Here is a 15,310-nt window from a genome sequence, read left to right as displayed (position 1 = left end):
ATAAGTCAACATCGAATCGCCTCTGGCTCTTCGTGTTTCCTTTATCTCAGTTGGAGCGCTCCAGGCCATACGGCGCTGACCAGGGCGCTTGCGCTTTTCTTATAATATTGGAGATAGCAGTCTTGATACAGATTCTTTTAAACGAATCTTCACCGGTCTTTTCATATAGTTTTCAAGTGTTAGCTCCGTTGAAGACTTCATATCCTCAGAAAATTGATCCATTAGTGTGTTAGAGAATTCTCTATTATAGATAAATGCATTTACTTCAAAATTCAGCCGGAAGCTTCGTACATCAATATTCGCTGTCCCAACAGAAGCAATTTCATTGTCCACAACAATGGATTTTGAATGGATAAATCCTTTTTCATAAATATAAATTTTTGCCCCAGCTTTCAGCATTTCTCCAACATAAAAATAGGTTGCCCAATAGACAAACATATGATCTGGCTTATTCGGAATCATAATTTTTACATCGACTCCACATAAAGAAGCGATTCTTAATGCATCTAAGAGGCTAGAGTCTGGAATAAAGTAAGGTGTTTGAATGATAATGGTATCTTTTGCTAATGAGATCATTTTTATATACCCGTTTTTTATTTGTTCCCATTCTGAGTCAGGTCCGCTTGTTACAATTTGTAAGCCAACTTCCCCGCTATTTCCTGGTTGTTGGAAGTATCGTGGGGAATAGTTAATATCGTAACGGTAGGAAGCTTGATTCCAATCGAGAATAAACCTAGTTTGTATGGGGTGTACAGCTTCACCGACAATCCGAACATGTGTATCTCGCCAGTATCCGAACCTTTTATTTAAACCTAAGTATTCATCTCCCACATTGAATCCACCAACATACCCGATTTTTCCATCAATGATAGCAAGCTTTCGATGATTACGATAATTTAATCGCAAATTAATTAAAGGCAGTTTTGAAGGGAAGAAGGCTTCTACCTCTCCGCCAGCTCGACGCAACTCTTTGAAAAATGACTTTCTTAATGATCGAGAACCTAGCTCATCGTAAAGAACTCGGACCTTTACTCCAGCACGTGCCTTTTGTGATAAAACGTTCAGTAACCTTCTGCCGAGTTCGTCGTTTTTGATGATATAGTATTGCAAATGGATATGATCTTGAGCGTGCTCTATATCGTGAAAGAGAGAGTGGAATTTTTCTTTGCCATCAGTAAAAATTTGAATGTCGTTATGTCGAGAAAACATGGCAGCATTATTAATTAAATGCATATGAATGAGGTCACGACTTTTTTCCTCAGTTGAATTTTGGAAAGGAAAGCTTCTTTGATTCAATTGTGAAATCTGCTCTTCGATTAAAGACTCTATTCCTACTTTGTCACGATCTTCCCAATAAAACATTTTCATCCTACTCAAGTTCTGTCCAAAAAGTAAATACATGATAAAGCCTAGAACAGGAATGAAAAATAGTACTAAAATCCAAGCCCAGGTGGCACTAGGATCTCTTCTCTCTAAAAAAATAACAATGATAGCAAGTAAAATATTTAGGAAGAAAATAATTCCAACAAAAATAGAAAGTATATTCACTAAGATACCCTCACTCTTCTTTTTTTTGTTCGCTTTCATTATGTATATTTGGGTTATCCTCAAGTGAATCAACGGTATGTTTATATGAATAGGCCTTTGTAGTGGTGACAACCGATAAAAGTAAGACAATACCAACAATTATGAGACAAATAATTAGAACAGTTATCATATTATTCCTCCTTTCTCCCATTCTATTTTAGCATGTGTGATTAAGAACTTTAATTATTTGTCACTTGGCCAAACGTTTTATCTTGTCCATTCTGGGTAATATAACAATGGGAGTAACGGCATGAATAATAATGATAGGAGGAGATCACTTATGGAAAATAAATTACATGATGTGTTGAACAGCCAAATCTCTAACTGGAGTGTGTTATTTGTCAAGCTACATAATTTTCATTGGTATATTAAAGGGAAAGAATTTTTTACACTGCATACAAAATTTGAGGAATTTTATAACGAGGCAGCTATTCATATTGACGAATTAGCCGAAAGACTCTTATCAATTGGTGGAGAGCCCCTTGCTACTATGAAGGAGTATTTAGAGAAATCGAGCATCAAAGAGTCCACAGGTAATGAATCGGCGATTGAAATGGTTCAAAGCCTATCAACTGATTTCTCTCTGTTAATTGAAGAACTAAAAAGCGGAATGTCACTTGCTGAAGAGATGAACGACGAGGCAACAGGTGATATGTTCCTTGCAATTCATTCAACATTAGAAAAACATGTATGGATGTTAAAAGCGTACTTAGGTGAAACAGTTTAATTTGTAAAAACAACTCTGAACAGGGTTGTTTTTTTTATGGTACAAAAGATTCATAAAATATTAAAATTTTCTACTCTCCAAATCGACAATATTTTCAAAATTGTGATATTATTTATCATATCATGTCACAAAACATAACATTATGGTTCGGTTTGAGAGGGGAATGAGTGGATATGGTCAGTACTCAAGAGAAAAATTTAAATGTATCCGTGCTGATGAATGAATTAAAGCAGGAAAATAGTAAAATGGAAGGTGTTATGCAAAATATTAAAGACATCTCCATGAAATCCAATATATTAGCATTAAATTCTGGAATTGAGGCTGCAAGAGCAGGCGAAGCTGGACGAGCATTTTCAGTTGTTGCAAAGGAGATTAAAAAGTTTGCTCAAGACTGCTTAGATTCTAGCAAAGCAAGTGAGAGTATTATCAAAAGTATACAAACAAAGGCAAATAATATTATAGCTTTAAGAACGGTGGATATTGCTTATGATACGATCGATAAAATCGATCGGAATTTATTTGAAAGAAATTGTGATGTTCAAGCATGGGCAACCTTCGATGCGATAAAAGAATGTTTACTTCAGCCTACCTCTGATTCGAAAAAGACAGCGGAAGCCTTCATGAAAAATATCTATAACATCTATGAAGTGTATTTCGATCTGTTCGTTGTTGACTTATCAGGAGAAATTCTGGTTGCTGCTCAAAATCAAAGCCAAGTAGGGCGGAATATGAGTGACCGGGAGTGGTTTCAAGAAACGGTAAAAACAAATGATGTGTACGTCACAGATATGTATTATTCTTCCGTTGTGGAGGGGTATACAATGGGGTATTCTAGTCCTGTTCGAAATGATGTGGGAGAAGTTATAGGCGTATTCACCACCCGATTTAACTGGGAGTACATTTATGACATTATTGACCGGGTACAAACAGATGAAAAAAGCAAGCTTTATGCGATTAATTCAGAAGGTTATGTGATCGCATCTAAGGACCGTACCGAAATTTTAAAAACAAAGCTCACTCATTTAAAAGCTGTCCAAAATATTTTATCAGGAATAGAGACCCGAGGGTATACGATCGAGGATAATCAAATTTTCGCATACTCGTTAACAGAGGGTTATAATGCCTATAAAGGTAAAGGTTGGTCAGTTATCGTTGCTGAATCTATCTAGAGTAAAATAAAGGAAGCTGACTAGGTTAGTCAGCTTCTGTCTATGTGCTTTCGTTTTCTTCTATGTACTGTTAGTGAAAGTTCCGTTGTTGGAAGTTAGGGATTTTCCGTTGGCCGTATTCTTCTTGAGCAAATTTCCCTTTCAATCCTTCAATTAGATAGACACCAACTAAATCGTACAATTCTTGCTTATCGAGATCTTTAATGATATTAAGCAAATCCTCTTGAGTTAACTCCTCTAAAAAGGCAAAAGCAAGCATATCAATATCTTCTTCATCACCTGTTAACTTGTGCCGATAAAACTCATATATTTCATCTACAAGCTTCACGTTCTTCACCTCCCTTATGTTTATTATAAAGGTATTGTTATCATTATACTTCAGCAATACCCGTAAATATGTAAACTATTCTTTAATTTTCTTCAATAAGGTGTTGGGAAAAAGGGAATAAATCATTTCCTTGTGCAAATTATAATAAAAAAGGGAGTGTGGGTTATGGATAATGAGAAAAAGACGTACTATATTACGGTTAGTACAGGAGAAATCACACAAAGCAAAACAAGCTCTCCTTGGAATTTTAAAATAGAAGCTACAGATGAAGAAATCATTCAGCTTCGTGAATATTTTGATCAAAATCATGCAAATGACTGGGGAAATTTTTTCCGTGCGCACGTTCCATATGTTCAATATCATCATGACAGAGAAAATGATGCCTATGATTCGATCACGGTTCAAGTGTATAACATGATCTATCGTCTTGGAGACGATGAAGCTAAAAAGCATATTGAGTCTATGGGCATATTAAATAACAAACCGCTTACGTAATTCGAAAGCGGTTTGTTGTTTTTTATTCTAAACTCTGTCAGGATCCTTAATACCCTTCAATATTATCTACATATATACGATTGGAAAAACAATTGGTTTCAGCTATTATGTAAATAAATAGAAAATTAAGGGTGAAGGGTTCATGGAGATGTTTAGGGACCATTTAGGAGCACAAGTGTTGCTTTCATTTGGAGAAAATAAGTTTGGCACTGTTGTGAAACATGTTCTTATTCTAAGTAAATATAAAAATGGATGGGTTCTGACTAAGCATAAAGAAAGAGGGCTAGAATTTCCTGGTGGGAAAGTAGAACGTGGGGAAACGTTAGAGGAAGCTGCAACCCGGGAAGTGTTCGAAGAGACAGGCGGGGTGTTAAATAAGTTAATGAGAATTGGCCATTATGAAGTTCGTAACGGGGATGAGAGATTTGTTAAAGCCATCTTCTACGGGGAGATAAAGGAATTGGTAAGGAAAGAGGACTTTCTAGAAACGGATGGGCCGGTGTTCATTGATGATCTCCACCTAAGTGATCGTTTGAGTGATGAATATAGTTTTATTATGAAGGATTCTGTAGTTGAAAAGAGTTTGCATTACATACAAACACATTTGCTGTAGAAAAGAGGCAAGGATGATCCTTCGCCTCTTTTAGTTACTTTTAATCAATTTTCTCTCTAACAGTTCAACCAACTGGTACATGATTGTTGCGAATACGGCAATGACAAGTAAGGAGAGCAGTACAAGGGTGAAATTAAATACTTGAAAACCATAAATGATCATGTAACCCAATCCTCTAGACGAAACAAGGAATTCTCCAACGATAACTCCAACCCATGAGAGTCCAACATTCACCTTTAGTGTTGAAATGATCGTAGGGAAACAAGCTGGAAGTATGGCTTCTTTGAAGCATTGGGACCTTGTCGCACCAAATGTTTGAAGGACCTTAATATAATTGGGATCCACTTCTTTAAAGGCAGTATAAACGACGATGGTCGTGATAATGACCGAGATGATCGCACCCATCGCAATAATAGAAATCATACTCGGACCGAGTGCAACGATTAAAATCGGACCTAAAGCAACCTTTGGCATGGCATTTAATATTACTAAGTAGGGGTCAAGTACCTTTGACAGGAAGGGTGACCACCAGAGAATGGCAGCAAGAATGGTTCCAAGAAGTGTTCCTAAAATAAAACCAAGTACGGTTTCTGATAGGGTGTACCCTAGGTCTAACATAAGTGTACCATCCTGAATCTTTTTAATGAGTAAATCCCATATTTTAGAAGGTGCACTAAAAATTAATGGGTCGATCCATTGTTTCTTACTCGCAATCTCCCAGCCTAGGAAAAATACAAAGAAGATGACAAATTGGTAAAAACGGACCCATCTCTTCTCGTATGTTAGCTTTTTAATATAATTCTTGTGAAGGAGTTCCACTGGTTGCTTATTGTTCAAGAGACTCCAACTCCTTCCATATAGCTTGGAATAACTGTGTGTAAATTTCGTGATTTCTAGCTTGAAAAGGAGAGAGTTCTCTTAACTGCTTTGGAACCTCAAATGATTTGTGAATTTGCCCAGGACTAGCAGAAAATAAATAAATTCGATCACTCATGGCGATTGCTTCTCCAATATCATGTGTGACAAGGATAGCTGTTTTTCCGAAGGATTTTAATGTCTCAGACACAAGGTCCTCGAGTCGAAGCTTTGTTTGATAATCTAATGCAGAAAATGGTTCATCTAGCATAAGTAGCTTCGGTTCCGTTACTAAGGTTCTAACGAGTGCAACCCTTTGTCTCATTCCGCCAGAGAGTTGCTTCGGATATTGTTTTTCATAGCCCTTTAATCCCATTTCTTCAAGGAGAGAGAAGGCATATTCCTTCCTAGTACTGTCCTCAATTCCAAAAATTTTTAAACCAAGCAATATATTTTCCTCGATGGTTTTCCAAGGAAATAAATAATCTTGCTGTAGCATATAACCGATCTTTTTCTTAGATTTGTTAACAGATTGATTCTCAAGCAGGATGGTACCCTCTGTCGGTTGAAATAATCCTGCTATGATAGAAAGTAGGGTTGTTTTTCCGCATCCGCTCGGACCAAGGAAGGAAATGAATTCTCCTTCCTCGACTTCGAGTGAAATGTCGGAGAGGGCCGTTGTAGCTGAGGTCTTAGTAAAATACGTGTGATGAATATGTTTTAGCTTTAATAAGCTCATAGTCGGCCACCTCGAAATTTAATGATTTTATTTCATTACCTCTTCGGCAATTTGGGTATTTACAAGCACACTGTGATCCACTCTCTTAGGTAACTCGCCTGCTTCGTCCATAATATTTTGAAGGTTTTCCCACTCTGCTTCATCAAGCACTGGGTTTGTTGCGTAAGAGCCCTGACTCTTGTAACGGTCAACCACCGTCTCAATTAAAGCTAAGTCTGTATCCTCGAAGTAAGGAGAAATGGCTTCTGCAATATCTCTTGCAGAATTTTCAGCTACCCATTTTTGTGCTTTATAAATGGCTCTTGCGAATTTTTCAACGGTTTCTTTGTTTTCCGTCATATAGCTTTCTTTTGACATAAATGTTGTATATGGTACCATGCCTGACTCTGTACCGAATGAAGCGACAATATGGCCTCTTCCTTCCTGTTCAAACACACTTGCAGTTGGTTCGAAAAGCTGAACAAAGTCGCCCGTTCCAGAGGCAAAGGCACTGGAAATATTGGCAAAATCAATATTTTGGATCAGGTTCAGGTCGTTATGTGGATCAATACCGTGTTGTTTTAGAACGAATTCTCCAACCATTTGTGGCATACCGCCTTTTCTTTGACCTAAAAAGGTGGATCCTTTCAACATCTCCCACGAAAAGTTATCAATTTTTTCACGAGATACAAGGAAAGTACCATCTGTTTGTGTTAGCTGGGCAAAGTTGATGACTGGGTCATTTGCTTCTTGAGCATAAACGTAAATAGATGTTTCAGAACCAACAAGAGCAACATCAATACTATTTGATAACAAGGCAGTCATTGTCTTGTCTCCACCTGAGGTAGTGGTTAACTCAACATCTAATCCTTCTTCTTCAAAAAACCCTTTTTCTATCGCAACATATTCAGGAGCATAGAAAATGGAACGGGTTACTTCACCAATGCGTACTTTTTGGACTTCTTCCTTGCTGCAGGCAGCAATTGGTATAATGAGAATGACAACTAAGAACATGGAAAAGAAAATCTTAAATGACTTTTTCATTTTATGGATAACCTCCTTAATAGATAAACTTTTTTATGTGAATGGTTTGTGAGCCTAACATATCGTATGAAGTCGAAAAAAATGTGTGAATGCCTAGATTAAAAACATGTGTAAGGAAGTGTAACAGAAGGTATGTATACTCTTGAAATTGTTGATATGGAGAGGTTTCCTTCGCCTCATCCGCATGTCGAGTTATCGATCATAACGTATTATTCGGAAGGATATAAGGTGAAAGGAATGTTAGCAGAACCTAAAGGAGAGGAGCCTTTAGAGGGTTTTTTATATTTAAGGGGTGGAATAAAAAGTGTAGGAAAGGTAAGGCCATCTAGGTTGGTGCAATTTGCTTCGGAAGGCTTTATTGTATTTGCCCCCTACTACCGAGGAAATCAAGGAGGAGAAGGAAATGAAGATTTTGCTGGAGATGATCGAGAAGATGCATTTGCTGGGTATCGTATCTTACAGCAGCATTCGAGAGTGAAAAGGGTACATGTATTTGGGTTCTCTCGTGGTGGGGTGATGGCATTATTAACTGCCATCAAGTTTCCTGATACGGCCTCTCTCGTTACCTGGGGTGGAGTAAGTGATATGAATCTTACATATATGGAAAGAGAAGATTTGAGAAGGATGATGAAGAGAGTCATTGGTGGTACACCGACGAAATATCCAGAAAGATATAAATTTCGCACTCCATTGTATGATATTGAACAATTGCGATGTCCAACTTTAATCATTCATGGATCGAAGGATCAAAATGTAAGTGTGGACCATGCGCGAAGATTGGAAGAGAGATTAAAGGATAAACGTCGTTCAGTAGAGAGCTGGTATTTTGAGGAGTTGACACATTATTTTCCTCCAAGTATTAACCGAAAAGTTGTGACAGACTTAACTCAATGGATGAAAAAACAGTCATAATAATGATAAAATATAAGAAAAGGAGTGGAGAATTATGGGTATGCCATTAGAACTTAATACAATGATTGTTACTAAGGGTAGAGAAAAGCGACTAGAGGAAAACCTGTTTACAATAACCAAAGAAGGATATCGCTTATATCCAATAGACATTCCTGTCGAGGTAAGAAGAACGATGGATGGGGAAGTAAGTGGCATGGCAAAAATTAAAAAAGTAATCTTAGAAAGTGAAAAAACGACGATCGAGTATCAATTGATATCCTTACATTCATCTAATTAAAAGAGCGTAATCGACTGATTACGCTCTTTTTTAAAAATTATACTAAAGGACCGCCTTCTTCGATAATCTGTACTGAAACATTTGCGAATTTTTTGAAGTTATCTTTGAATTTAGTGGCTAATTCGTTCGCTTTAATCTGGTACGCTTCTTGGTCAGCCCATGTTCGGTTTGGCTGAAGAACATCATCCGGAACACCAGGAACATGAAGGGGAATCTCCAATCCGAAAATAGGATCTTTACTTGTTTCTACATGGTTTAGTTCCCCTTCGAGAGCGGCCTGTACCATGGAGCGGGTGTATGATAGCTTCATTCTACTTCCGACTCCATACTCGCCACCAGTCCAGCCTGTATTCACTAGATAAACCTTCGCATTATGTTCGTCAATCTTGGACCCTAGCATTTCTGCATAGCGAGTTGCTTCTAATGGTAGGAAAGGGGAGCCGAAGCAAGTTGAAAATGTTGCTTGCGGTGAAGTGATTCCTTGTTCCGTACCAGCAAGTTTTGATGTGTATCCGCTTAAGAAATGGTACATCGCTTGTTCCTTAGATAGCTTTGCAATAGGAGGCAGTACCCCGAAAGCATCTGCTGTAAGGAATATAATGGTATTTGGATGTCCAGCGACACTTGGATCCACGATATTGCTTATAGATTGGATAGGATAAGCAGCGCGTGTATTCTCAGTTAATGTTCCATCATCATAGTCAGCGACTCGTGTTTCTTTATTCAGTACGACATTCTCTAACACAGATCCAAAATGAATGGCGTCGAAGATTTGAGGTTCTTTTTCTCTTGAAAGGTTAATGCACTTAGCGTAGCAGCCTCCTTCAATATTAAAGACACCGTTAGCTGACCAGCCGTGCTCATCATCTCCGATTAGGCGTCGGTTTGCATCAGCAGATAAGGTCGTTTTACCTGTTCCTGATAAGCCAAAGAATAAAGCGACATCCCCTTCAACGCCGACATTTGCTGAGCAGTGCATAGGTAGAATATTATTTTCAGGCAATAAGTAGTTCATGATAGAGAAAATGGATTTCTTCATCTCGCCTGCATATTCTGTGCCACCGATTAATACGGTCTTTCTTTCAAAAGAGACTATAATAAAAGTCTCAGACTTGGTACCATCAATAATAGGGTCTGCTTTAAAGTTTGGAGCAGATATGACTGTGAATTGTTCTTCATGAGTCAAAAGCTCTTCTGCTGTTGGTCTAATGAATAACTGATGGGCAAATAGATTATGCCATGCAAACTCGTTGATCACTTGAATGGGTAGACGATGTTTCTTATCTGCGCCAGCAAACCCTTTGAAAACAAATAACTCATCTCTATCTTTCAAGTAACTTAGTACTTTATTATATAAACGATCGAACACTTCTTGAGAGATTGGTTGGTTAACAGCTCCCCAATCAATCTTGTCCTTTGTAGAGGCTTCTTCAACAATGTATTTGTCTTTTGGAGACCGACCAGTATATTTTCCTGTTGTTGCTCGAACAGCTCCTGTCGAAGTTAAGACTCCTTCGTTTCTAGTAAGAACCTTTTCGACTAATTGTGGTACAGATAGTTGCACATGCACATGACCAGAGGCTAACAATTCGCTTAATTGGTTAGAAATACGGACAGAGTTCATCTGATGACTACCTACCTTTATTTGTTATTTTTTAATTAGTATAACACATTAACTTAATTAGTCTATACTATTTATAAAAATATTAGAGGGTGCAAGAAAAAACATCGTATTCGACCTATTTTTAAGCCTTTTTATTACATAAAACGATGAATGGGAGTCAATAGTCTATACTATTAAAAGAAGGGACAAATTCAAATGGGAACGATCGTGTTATATGATGCTAAGTGTCAATGGAAATGTGAAGATAACAGTTGCTCATTATTTAAAGAATGAACCAACTATTTTTCATAAAGATATTGACAGTATTTGACGTGATACGGTATTATTCTACATTGAACGGATACTCTCTTATCCCGAGCTGGTGGAGGGACAGGCCCTATGAAACCCAGCAACCTGCTTTAATAATTAATTACGATGACTGTAATTAATATAAAAGAGAAGGTGCTAACCTGAGGCAAGGATTTTAGTCCTTGAACGATAAGAGCGAAAGGCGCAAATTACTTTGCTATCACCCTTTCCTCAAGCAGGGAAGGTTTTTTATTTTGCATAAAGTTTTTATTTGGGTGGGTAATTTTTCAAACCTTCATAATAAAAATGGCATGTTTATTTCATACTACTTAGGGAATGAGTTCCGTATCAAATGGAAGGTTTTGTTTATGTTGATATAATAAGCATACCTTTTTCTCAAGTATAAATAAATAGGAGGTCAGGAGATGTCAAAAAAACGTCGTTTATTTACATCCGAGTCAGTTACTGAAGGTCATCCAGATAAAATCAGTGACCAAATTTCAGACTCAATTTTAGATGCTATTTTAGCAAAAGACGCAAATGCTCGTGTTGCTGCAGAAACGTCAGTAACAACTGGGTTAGTATTAGTTGCTGGGGAAATTACAACCTCTACATACGTAGATATTCCAAAGATTGTTCGTGAAACCATTAAGGAAATTGGGTACACTCGTGCAAAATATGGTTTCGATTCTGAAACATGTGCGGTTTTAACTTCAATTGATGAGCAATCAGCTGATATTGCAATGGGAGTTGACCAAGCACTTGAAGCGCGTGAAGGATCAATGTCTGATGAAGAAATCGATGCAATTGGAGCAGGTGACCAAGGGTTAATGTTTGGTTTTGCTTGTAACGAGACAAAGGAGCTTATGCCTCTTCCGATTTCTTTAGCACATAAACTAGCTCGTAGATTAACTGAAGTTCGTAAGGATGATATTCTTCCTTACCTTCGTCCTGATGGAAAAACTCAAGTTACAGTTGAGTACGATGAAAATAATAAACCAGTTCGAATTGATACAATTGTAATTTCAACCCAGCACCACCCTGAAGTAACGTTGGAGCAAATTCAACGTAATCTTAAAGAGTATGTTATTAACCCTGTTGTACCAGAAGAGTTAATTGATGAAAATACAAAGTATTTCATTAACCCAACAGGTCGTTTCGTTATCGGTGGACCACAAGGTGATGCTGGATTAACAGGACGTAAGATTATTGTTGATACGTACGGTGGATATGCTCGTCACGGTGGCGGTGCATTCTCTGGTAAGGATCCTACAAAGGTTGACCGTTCAGCTGCTTATGCTGCTCGTTATGTAGCAAAGAATCTTGTTGCTGCAGGTCTAGCAGATAAAGTGGAAGTACAGCTTGCCTACGCAATTGGTGTTGCACATCCAGTATCTATCTCTATTGATACATTTGGTACTAGCGAAATAAGTGAAGAAGTTCTTATTGAAGTAGTTCGTAATAACTTCGATCTTCGTCCAGCTGGAATCATTAATATGCTTGATTTAAGACGTCCTATCTATAAGCAAACAGCTGCTTATGGTCACTTTGGTCGTACAGATGTAGATCTTCCATGGGAGCGTACAGATAAAGCTGATACACTTCGTAAAGAAGCTCTTGAAAGATAATTTTAAATAGTAAAAATTCAGCCGGGAGTTACAGAAAATTTGTAACTCCCGGTTTTTCTTTTCGTCTATAAGGGTATGGTGGTTTAGAAGCAAAAAGGGATGTAAACAATGGGTAGTAAGCTTGAATTTTTAGGAAATGGTCAATTTGACAGTGCGATTAGATAATTTTAATGGTAGTATTAATAGGTATTCTTTCTGAATGGAAGATTAAACTCGTAAGAACGGAGTAGGTGAGTTACATACATGTGTGGTTTTATTGGATGTGTTCATGACAAATCGCAAGTGTTTAGTGATGGACAAAAACAACAATTTGAAAATATGAATAATGTGATTACGCATCGCGGACCTGATGATGACGGATATTTCTATGATTCTCATGTTCAATTTGGGTTTCGTCGTTTAAGTATCATTGATATAGAAAGCGGGCATCAACCCCTTCATTTTGAAAACGAAAGATACTGGATTATTTTTAACGGTGAAATTTATAACTATGTAGAGTTAAGAGAAGAACTATTGGCAGAAGGAATCACCTTTGCAACAAGCTCAGATACAGAAGTAATTATTGCTTTGTATAGCCATCTGAAGGAAAAAGCTGTGGAGAAGCTTCGTGGAATGTTTGCCTTTGTAATTTGGGATAAAGTTGAGAAGACGCTTTATGGAGCACGTGATTCATTCGGAATCAAGCCTTTCTTCTATTTTGATGACGGGGAAAAGACATTCTTTGCATCGGAGAAAAAGAGTATTTTACTTGCTCTACAAAATGATGTATTGAACTATGATTCTTTACAGTATTACTTAACGTATCAGTTTGTTCCTGAGCCTTATACGATGTCAGAAGGAATTTCAAAATTAGAACCAGGACACTACTTTACAAAAAAAATCGGATCTGAAATGGAAATTAAGCGTTATTGGAAGGCACATTTCCATCCAGTAAGAAAATCAGAGAGTGATTTTGTAAAGGAAATTAAAGATGTTCTTTTTGATTCTGTCAAAATTCATATGAGAAGTGATGTGCCAGTTGGTTCTTTCCTTTCTGGTGGAATTGACTCTTCAATCATTGCTTCCATTGCAAAAGAATTCCATCCGGCGATTAAGACATTTTCTGTAGGTTTTGATCATAATGGGTTTAGTGAAATTGATGTTGCTAAGGAAACGGCTGATAAGCTTGGAGTAGAAAATATTAGTTATATCATTACTCCGGAAGAGTATATGCATGAAGTACCGAAAATTATGTGGCATATGGACGATCCGCTTGCAGACCCTGCTTGTGTCCCTTTATATTTTGTGGCACGTGAAGCTCGTAAGCACGTGACGGTGGTTTTATCTGGAGAAGGTGCAGATGAGCTATTTGGTGGCTACAATATTTATAGAGAGCCTCAGAGTCTAGAGGTGTTTAATAAAATTCCACAGGTTGGAAAAGCGTTTTTGCGTTTGCTAGCGAAAATGATGCCAGAGGGAATGCGCGGGAAGAGCTTTATTGAACGTGGTTTGACTCCTTTAGAAGAACGTTATATCGGAAATGCAAAAATGTTTAGTGAGCTTGAAAAGAGTGATCTTCTAAATACGTATAACAAAGGTTTAGATTTCACCAATATTACAAAGCCTCTTTATAAAGAAAGTGAAGGCTACGATCCAGTTGACCGTATGCAGTATATTGATATTCACACATGGATGCGTGGAGATATTTTATTGAAGGCTGACAAAATGACCATGGCTCATTCGTTAGAGCTTCGTGTCCCATTTTTAGATAAAGCCGTTTTTGAGGTTGCTTCTAAAATTCCAACAAGTTTAAAAACAGCCAACGGAACAACGAAGTATGTTCTTAGAAAAGCAGCAGAAGGAATTGTACCAGAACATGTTCTTAATCGTAAAAAGCTAGGCTTCCCGGTTCCAATCCGTCACTGGTTAAAGGCTGAGATGAATGAATGGGCAAAGACCATTATAAGAGAAAGTGATACAGATTATTTATTAAATAAAACGTATGTACTTCAATTGCTTGAGGATCACTGCCAAGGAAAAGCCGATAATAGTAGAAAGATTTGGACTGTGCTCATGTTTATGGTGTGGCATCAGGTATATGTAGAAAAAAAGTATTCCTTCGAGAAGGAATACTTAGCGGAAAAAGTATTACAAAGCTAATTAGTGTGGGAGGTAGGTAATTGCCTGACTTCCCATTTGCACCCAGGATTCTTCAAAATCCATTATGGGTGCTTTTTTATTTTTTTCCCCTGTTAATGGATCGTTAAAGTATACATAATCCTGATCAAAGCCTGTTAATAAAACAGAGTGTTCTTTGTAGGTAATATCAATAACACCACTCGGAGTGTGCCAGGTCACAAATTGATTGGATGACAGCTTTTTAAAAGAGGTGTTGGTGATCACCCAGACAGGACGCTTGTCAGAAAGGTGTATTTTTAAATCATTAAAAGGTGAACCGGTTAAATCATCAATTTGTCCAGGTAAATATTTCTCAGCTAGTTCTTTAATGGGTTTATGGTACACGCCTAAACCAGGTAGTTCTTTTGTATACATGCTCCCTACAAATCCGTCATTAGGATGACCGTAGTAAACTTTTCCACCAGAGACCTTGTAGGCTGTAGTGTCTTTTATGATTTCTTTAGCAAGAGTCATCTTATCTACTGAAATATTTGCGTATTGTAGTAGCATGGCTAAACTCGTAACTTCACAGCCGCGTGGAAGTTCAGGTAGTTGGTTGATGACTGGTGCATCTAAGAGAACGGTTTGTTCTAACGGGATAATCGTAAGGTCAACCCGATCATCGTTAAAAGTGTTCGTCGAACGTAATGGGGCATGTACCCAGGTCTTCATTCGACCAACGGCTTCGGCAATATGTGGGGTTTGTGCAATAAATAAGATGAAGAACCCTAGTAAAACCATTCCAATAATTGAAAAAGAAGTTTTAAGAGAAGGACTTTTCTTTATAAGATGTGTAAAAATAAATAGTAAGATAATTAAAATCCCTATTAAAATGATTAGTGTAGTCATAAGCACCACCGATACAACATGTAGTTAGCATTCTATATT

Annotated in this window: 16 protein-coding genes and 1 riboswitch; of the genes, 8 read left to right on the top strand and 8 right to left on the bottom strand. The window is 37.5% G+C overall.

The annotated features are described in order from the left end of the window. Window positions 1–99: 99 nt before the first annotated feature. Both cls and ytzI read right to left on the bottom strand, forming a co-directional pair. A complete protein-coding gene (gene cls / locus ACQ5H4_RS16695; protein ID WP_430776123.1) occupies window positions 100–1,548 on the bottom strand; it encodes a cardiolipin synthase in 1,449 nt (482 codons plus the stop codon). A 10-nt stretch (window positions 1,549–1,558) separates the two neighbouring features. Further along, complete coding sequence (gene ytzI / locus ACQ5H4_RS16690; RefSeq protein WP_430776122.1) at window positions 1,559–1,717, bottom strand: YtzI protein; 159 nt, start codon at window positions 1,715–1,717, stop codon at window positions 1,559–1,561. Window positions 1,718–1,867: 150 nt separating this feature from the next. Between ytzI and ACQ5H4_RS16685 the strand changes: the two genes are divergently transcribed. Beyond that, the gene (locus ACQ5H4_RS16685) at window positions 1,868–2,314 is read left to right on the top strand and encodes a Dps family protein (protein ID WP_430776121.1); all 447 of its coding nucleotides are present in this window, start codon (window positions 1,868–1,870) and stop codon (window positions 2,312–2,314) included. 173 nt (window positions 2,315–2,487) lie between these two features. Continuing rightward, the gene (locus ACQ5H4_RS16680) at window positions 2,488–3,483 is read left to right on the top strand and encodes a methyl-accepting chemotaxis protein (protein ID WP_430776120.1); all 996 of its coding nucleotides are present in this window, start codon (window positions 2,488–2,490) and stop codon (window positions 3,481–3,483) included. A gap of 70 nt (window positions 3,484–3,553) precedes the next feature. On the opposite strand, the gene ACQ5H4_RS16675 is transcribed toward ACQ5H4_RS16680, so the two are convergent. Next, a complete protein-coding gene (locus ACQ5H4_RS16675; RefSeq protein ID WP_119709552.1) occupies window positions 3,554–3,811 on the bottom strand; it encodes a DUF6154 family protein in 258 nt (85 codons plus the stop codon). Window positions 3,812–3,976: 165 nt separating this feature from the next. Here ACQ5H4_RS16675 and ACQ5H4_RS16670 point away from each other — a divergent pair, with 165 nt between their 5' ends. Beyond that, window positions 3,977–4,306, top strand: coding sequence for a hydrolase (locus tag ACQ5H4_RS16670; protein ID WP_430776119.1), 330 nt, complete (start codon window positions 3,977–3,979; stop codon window positions 4,304–4,306). 142 nt (window positions 4,307–4,448) lie between these two features. Next, on the top strand, window positions 4,449–4,919 hold the full coding sequence (gene ytkD / locus ACQ5H4_RS16665) for an RNA deprotection pyrophosphohydrolase (RefSeq protein ID WP_430776118.1): 471 nt from the start codon (window positions 4,449–4,451) through the stop codon (window positions 4,917–4,919). 30 nt (window positions 4,920–4,949) lie between these two features. Here ytkD and ACQ5H4_RS16660 read toward each other — a convergent pair whose 3' ends face one another. The 3 genes from ACQ5H4_RS16660 to ACQ5H4_RS16650 are packed head-to-tail and all read right to left on the bottom strand — an operon-like array spanning window position 4,950 to window position 7,536. Beyond that, window positions 4,950–5,756 carry an ABC transporter permease gene (locus tag ACQ5H4_RS16660; protein ID WP_430776117.1) on the bottom strand — a complete coding sequence of 269 codons (807 nt, stop codon included), beginning with the start codon at window positions 5,754–5,756 and terminating at the stop codon, window positions 4,950–4,952. After that, window positions 5,746–6,513 carry an ABC transporter ATP-binding protein gene (locus tag ACQ5H4_RS16655; protein ID WP_430776116.1) on the bottom strand — a complete coding sequence of 256 codons (768 nt, stop codon included), beginning with the start codon at window positions 6,511–6,513 and terminating at the stop codon, window positions 5,746–5,748. Before ACQ5H4_RS16655 ends, ACQ5H4_RS16660 begins: the two co-directional genes overlap by 11 nt. 27 nt (window positions 6,514–6,540) lie before the next feature. Beyond that, window positions 6,541–7,536 carry an ABC transporter substrate-binding protein gene (locus ACQ5H4_RS16650; protein WP_430776115.1) on the bottom strand — a complete coding sequence of 332 codons (996 nt, stop codon included), beginning with the start codon at window positions 7,534–7,536 and terminating at the stop codon, window positions 6,541–6,543. Window positions 7,537–7,668: 132 nt separating this feature from the next. On the opposite strand from ACQ5H4_RS16650, the gene ACQ5H4_RS16645 reads away from it, so the two are divergent. Next, window positions 7,669–8,448 carry an alpha/beta hydrolase family protein gene (locus tag ACQ5H4_RS16645; RefSeq protein WP_430776114.1) on the top strand — a complete coding sequence of 260 codons (780 nt, stop codon included), beginning with the start codon at window positions 7,669–7,671 and terminating at the stop codon, window positions 8,446–8,448. Between the two features lie 34 nt (window positions 8,449–8,482). Beyond that, window positions 8,483–8,725, top strand: coding sequence for a DUF2584 domain-containing protein (locus ACQ5H4_RS16640; RefSeq protein WP_430776113.1), 243 nt, complete (start codon window positions 8,483–8,485; stop codon window positions 8,723–8,725). Window positions 8,726–8,762: 37 nt separating this feature from the next. Here the strand turns inward: ACQ5H4_RS16640 and pckA are convergent, their stop codons facing one another. After that, a complete protein-coding gene (pckA, locus tag ACQ5H4_RS16635) occupies window positions 8,763–10,349 on the bottom strand; it encodes a phosphoenolpyruvate carboxykinase (ATP) (RefSeq protein WP_430776112.1) in 1,587 nt (528 codons plus the stop codon). Window positions 10,350–10,694: 345 nt separating this feature from the next. Then, window positions 10,695–10,833: riboswitch (SAM riboswitch) on the top strand. Between the two features lie 229 nt (window positions 10,834–11,062). On the opposite strand from pckA, the gene metK reads away from it, so the two are divergent. After that, window positions 11,063–12,265 (top strand): methionine adenosyltransferase, encoded by a 1,203-nt coding sequence (gene metK, locus ACQ5H4_RS16630; protein ID WP_430776111.1) that lies wholly within the window; start codon window positions 11,063–11,065, stop codon window positions 12,263–12,265. 243 nt (window positions 12,266–12,508) lie between these two features. Continuing rightward, window positions 12,509–14,404 (top strand): asparagine synthase (glutamine-hydrolyzing), encoded by a 1,896-nt coding sequence (gene asnB / locus ACQ5H4_RS16625; RefSeq protein WP_430776110.1) that lies wholly within the window; start codon window positions 12,509–12,511, stop codon window positions 14,402–14,404. On the opposite strand, the gene ACQ5H4_RS16620 is transcribed toward asnB, so the two are convergent. Beyond that, window positions 14,405–15,271, bottom strand: a complete 867-nt coding sequence (locus tag ACQ5H4_RS16620) for a C39 family peptidase (protein WP_430776109.1) — start codon at window positions 15,269–15,271, stop codon at window positions 14,405–14,407. It lies immediately after the preceding gene. Window positions 15,272–15,310 lie beyond the last annotated feature (39 nt).

Source organism: Bacillus coreaensis (assembly GCF_050586445.1).
Lineage (GTDB): Bacteria > Bacillota > Bacilli > Bacillales > Cytobacillaceae > Robertmurraya_A > Robertmurraya_A coreaensis.
The sequence above is the reverse complement of the archived record's forward strand: the minus strand, read 5'-3'. Positions and strand labels throughout refer to the sequence as shown.

Excerpts from the sequence above, each read along its gene's own strand:
- ytzI (WP_430776122.1), bottom strand. The coding sequence starts at position 1,717 with ATGATAACTGTTCTAATTATTTGTCTCATAATTGTTGGTATTGTCTTA.
- ACQ5H4_RS16685 (WP_430776121.1), top strand. The coding sequence starts at position 1,868 with ATGGAAAATAAATTACATGATGTGTTGAACAGCCAAATCTCTAACTGG.
- ACQ5H4_RS16680 (WP_430776120.1), top strand. The coding sequence starts at position 2,488 with ATGGTCAGTACTCAAGAGAAAAATTTAAATGTATCCGTGCTGATGAAT.
- ACQ5H4_RS16670 (WP_430776119.1), top strand. The coding sequence starts at position 3,977 with ATGGATAATGAGAAAAAGACGTACTATATTACGGTTAGTACAGGAGAA.
- ytkD (WP_430776118.1), top strand. The coding sequence starts at position 4,449 with ATGGAGATGTTTAGGGACCATTTAGGAGCACAAGTGTTGCTTTCATTT.
- ACQ5H4_RS16655 (WP_430776116.1), bottom strand. The coding sequence starts at position 6,513 with ATGAGCTTATTAAAGCTAAAACATATTCATCACACGTATTTTACTAAG.
- ACQ5H4_RS16650 (WP_430776115.1), bottom strand. The coding sequence starts at position 7,536 with ATGAAAAAGTCATTTAAGATTTTCTTTTCCATGTTCTTAGTTGTCATT.
- ACQ5H4_RS16645 (WP_430776114.1), top strand. The coding sequence starts at position 7,669 with ATGTATACTCTTGAAATTGTTGATATGGAGAGGTTTCCTTCGCCTCAT.
- ACQ5H4_RS16640 (WP_430776113.1), top strand. The coding sequence starts at position 8,483 with ATGGGTATGCCATTAGAACTTAATACAATGATTGTTACTAAGGGTAGA.
- pckA (WP_430776112.1), bottom strand. The coding sequence starts at position 10,349 with ATGAACTCTGTCCGTATTTCTAACCAATTAAGCGAATTGTTAGCCTCT.
- metK (WP_430776111.1), top strand. The coding sequence starts at position 11,063 with ATGTCAAAAAAACGTCGTTTATTTACATCCGAGTCAGTTACTGAAGGT.
- asnB (WP_430776110.1), top strand. The coding sequence starts at position 12,509 with ATGTGTGGTTTTATTGGATGTGTTCATGACAAATCGCAAGTGTTTAGT.
- ACQ5H4_RS16620 (WP_430776109.1), bottom strand. The coding sequence starts at position 15,271 with ATGACTACACTAATCATTTTAATAGGGATTTTAATTATCTTACTATTT.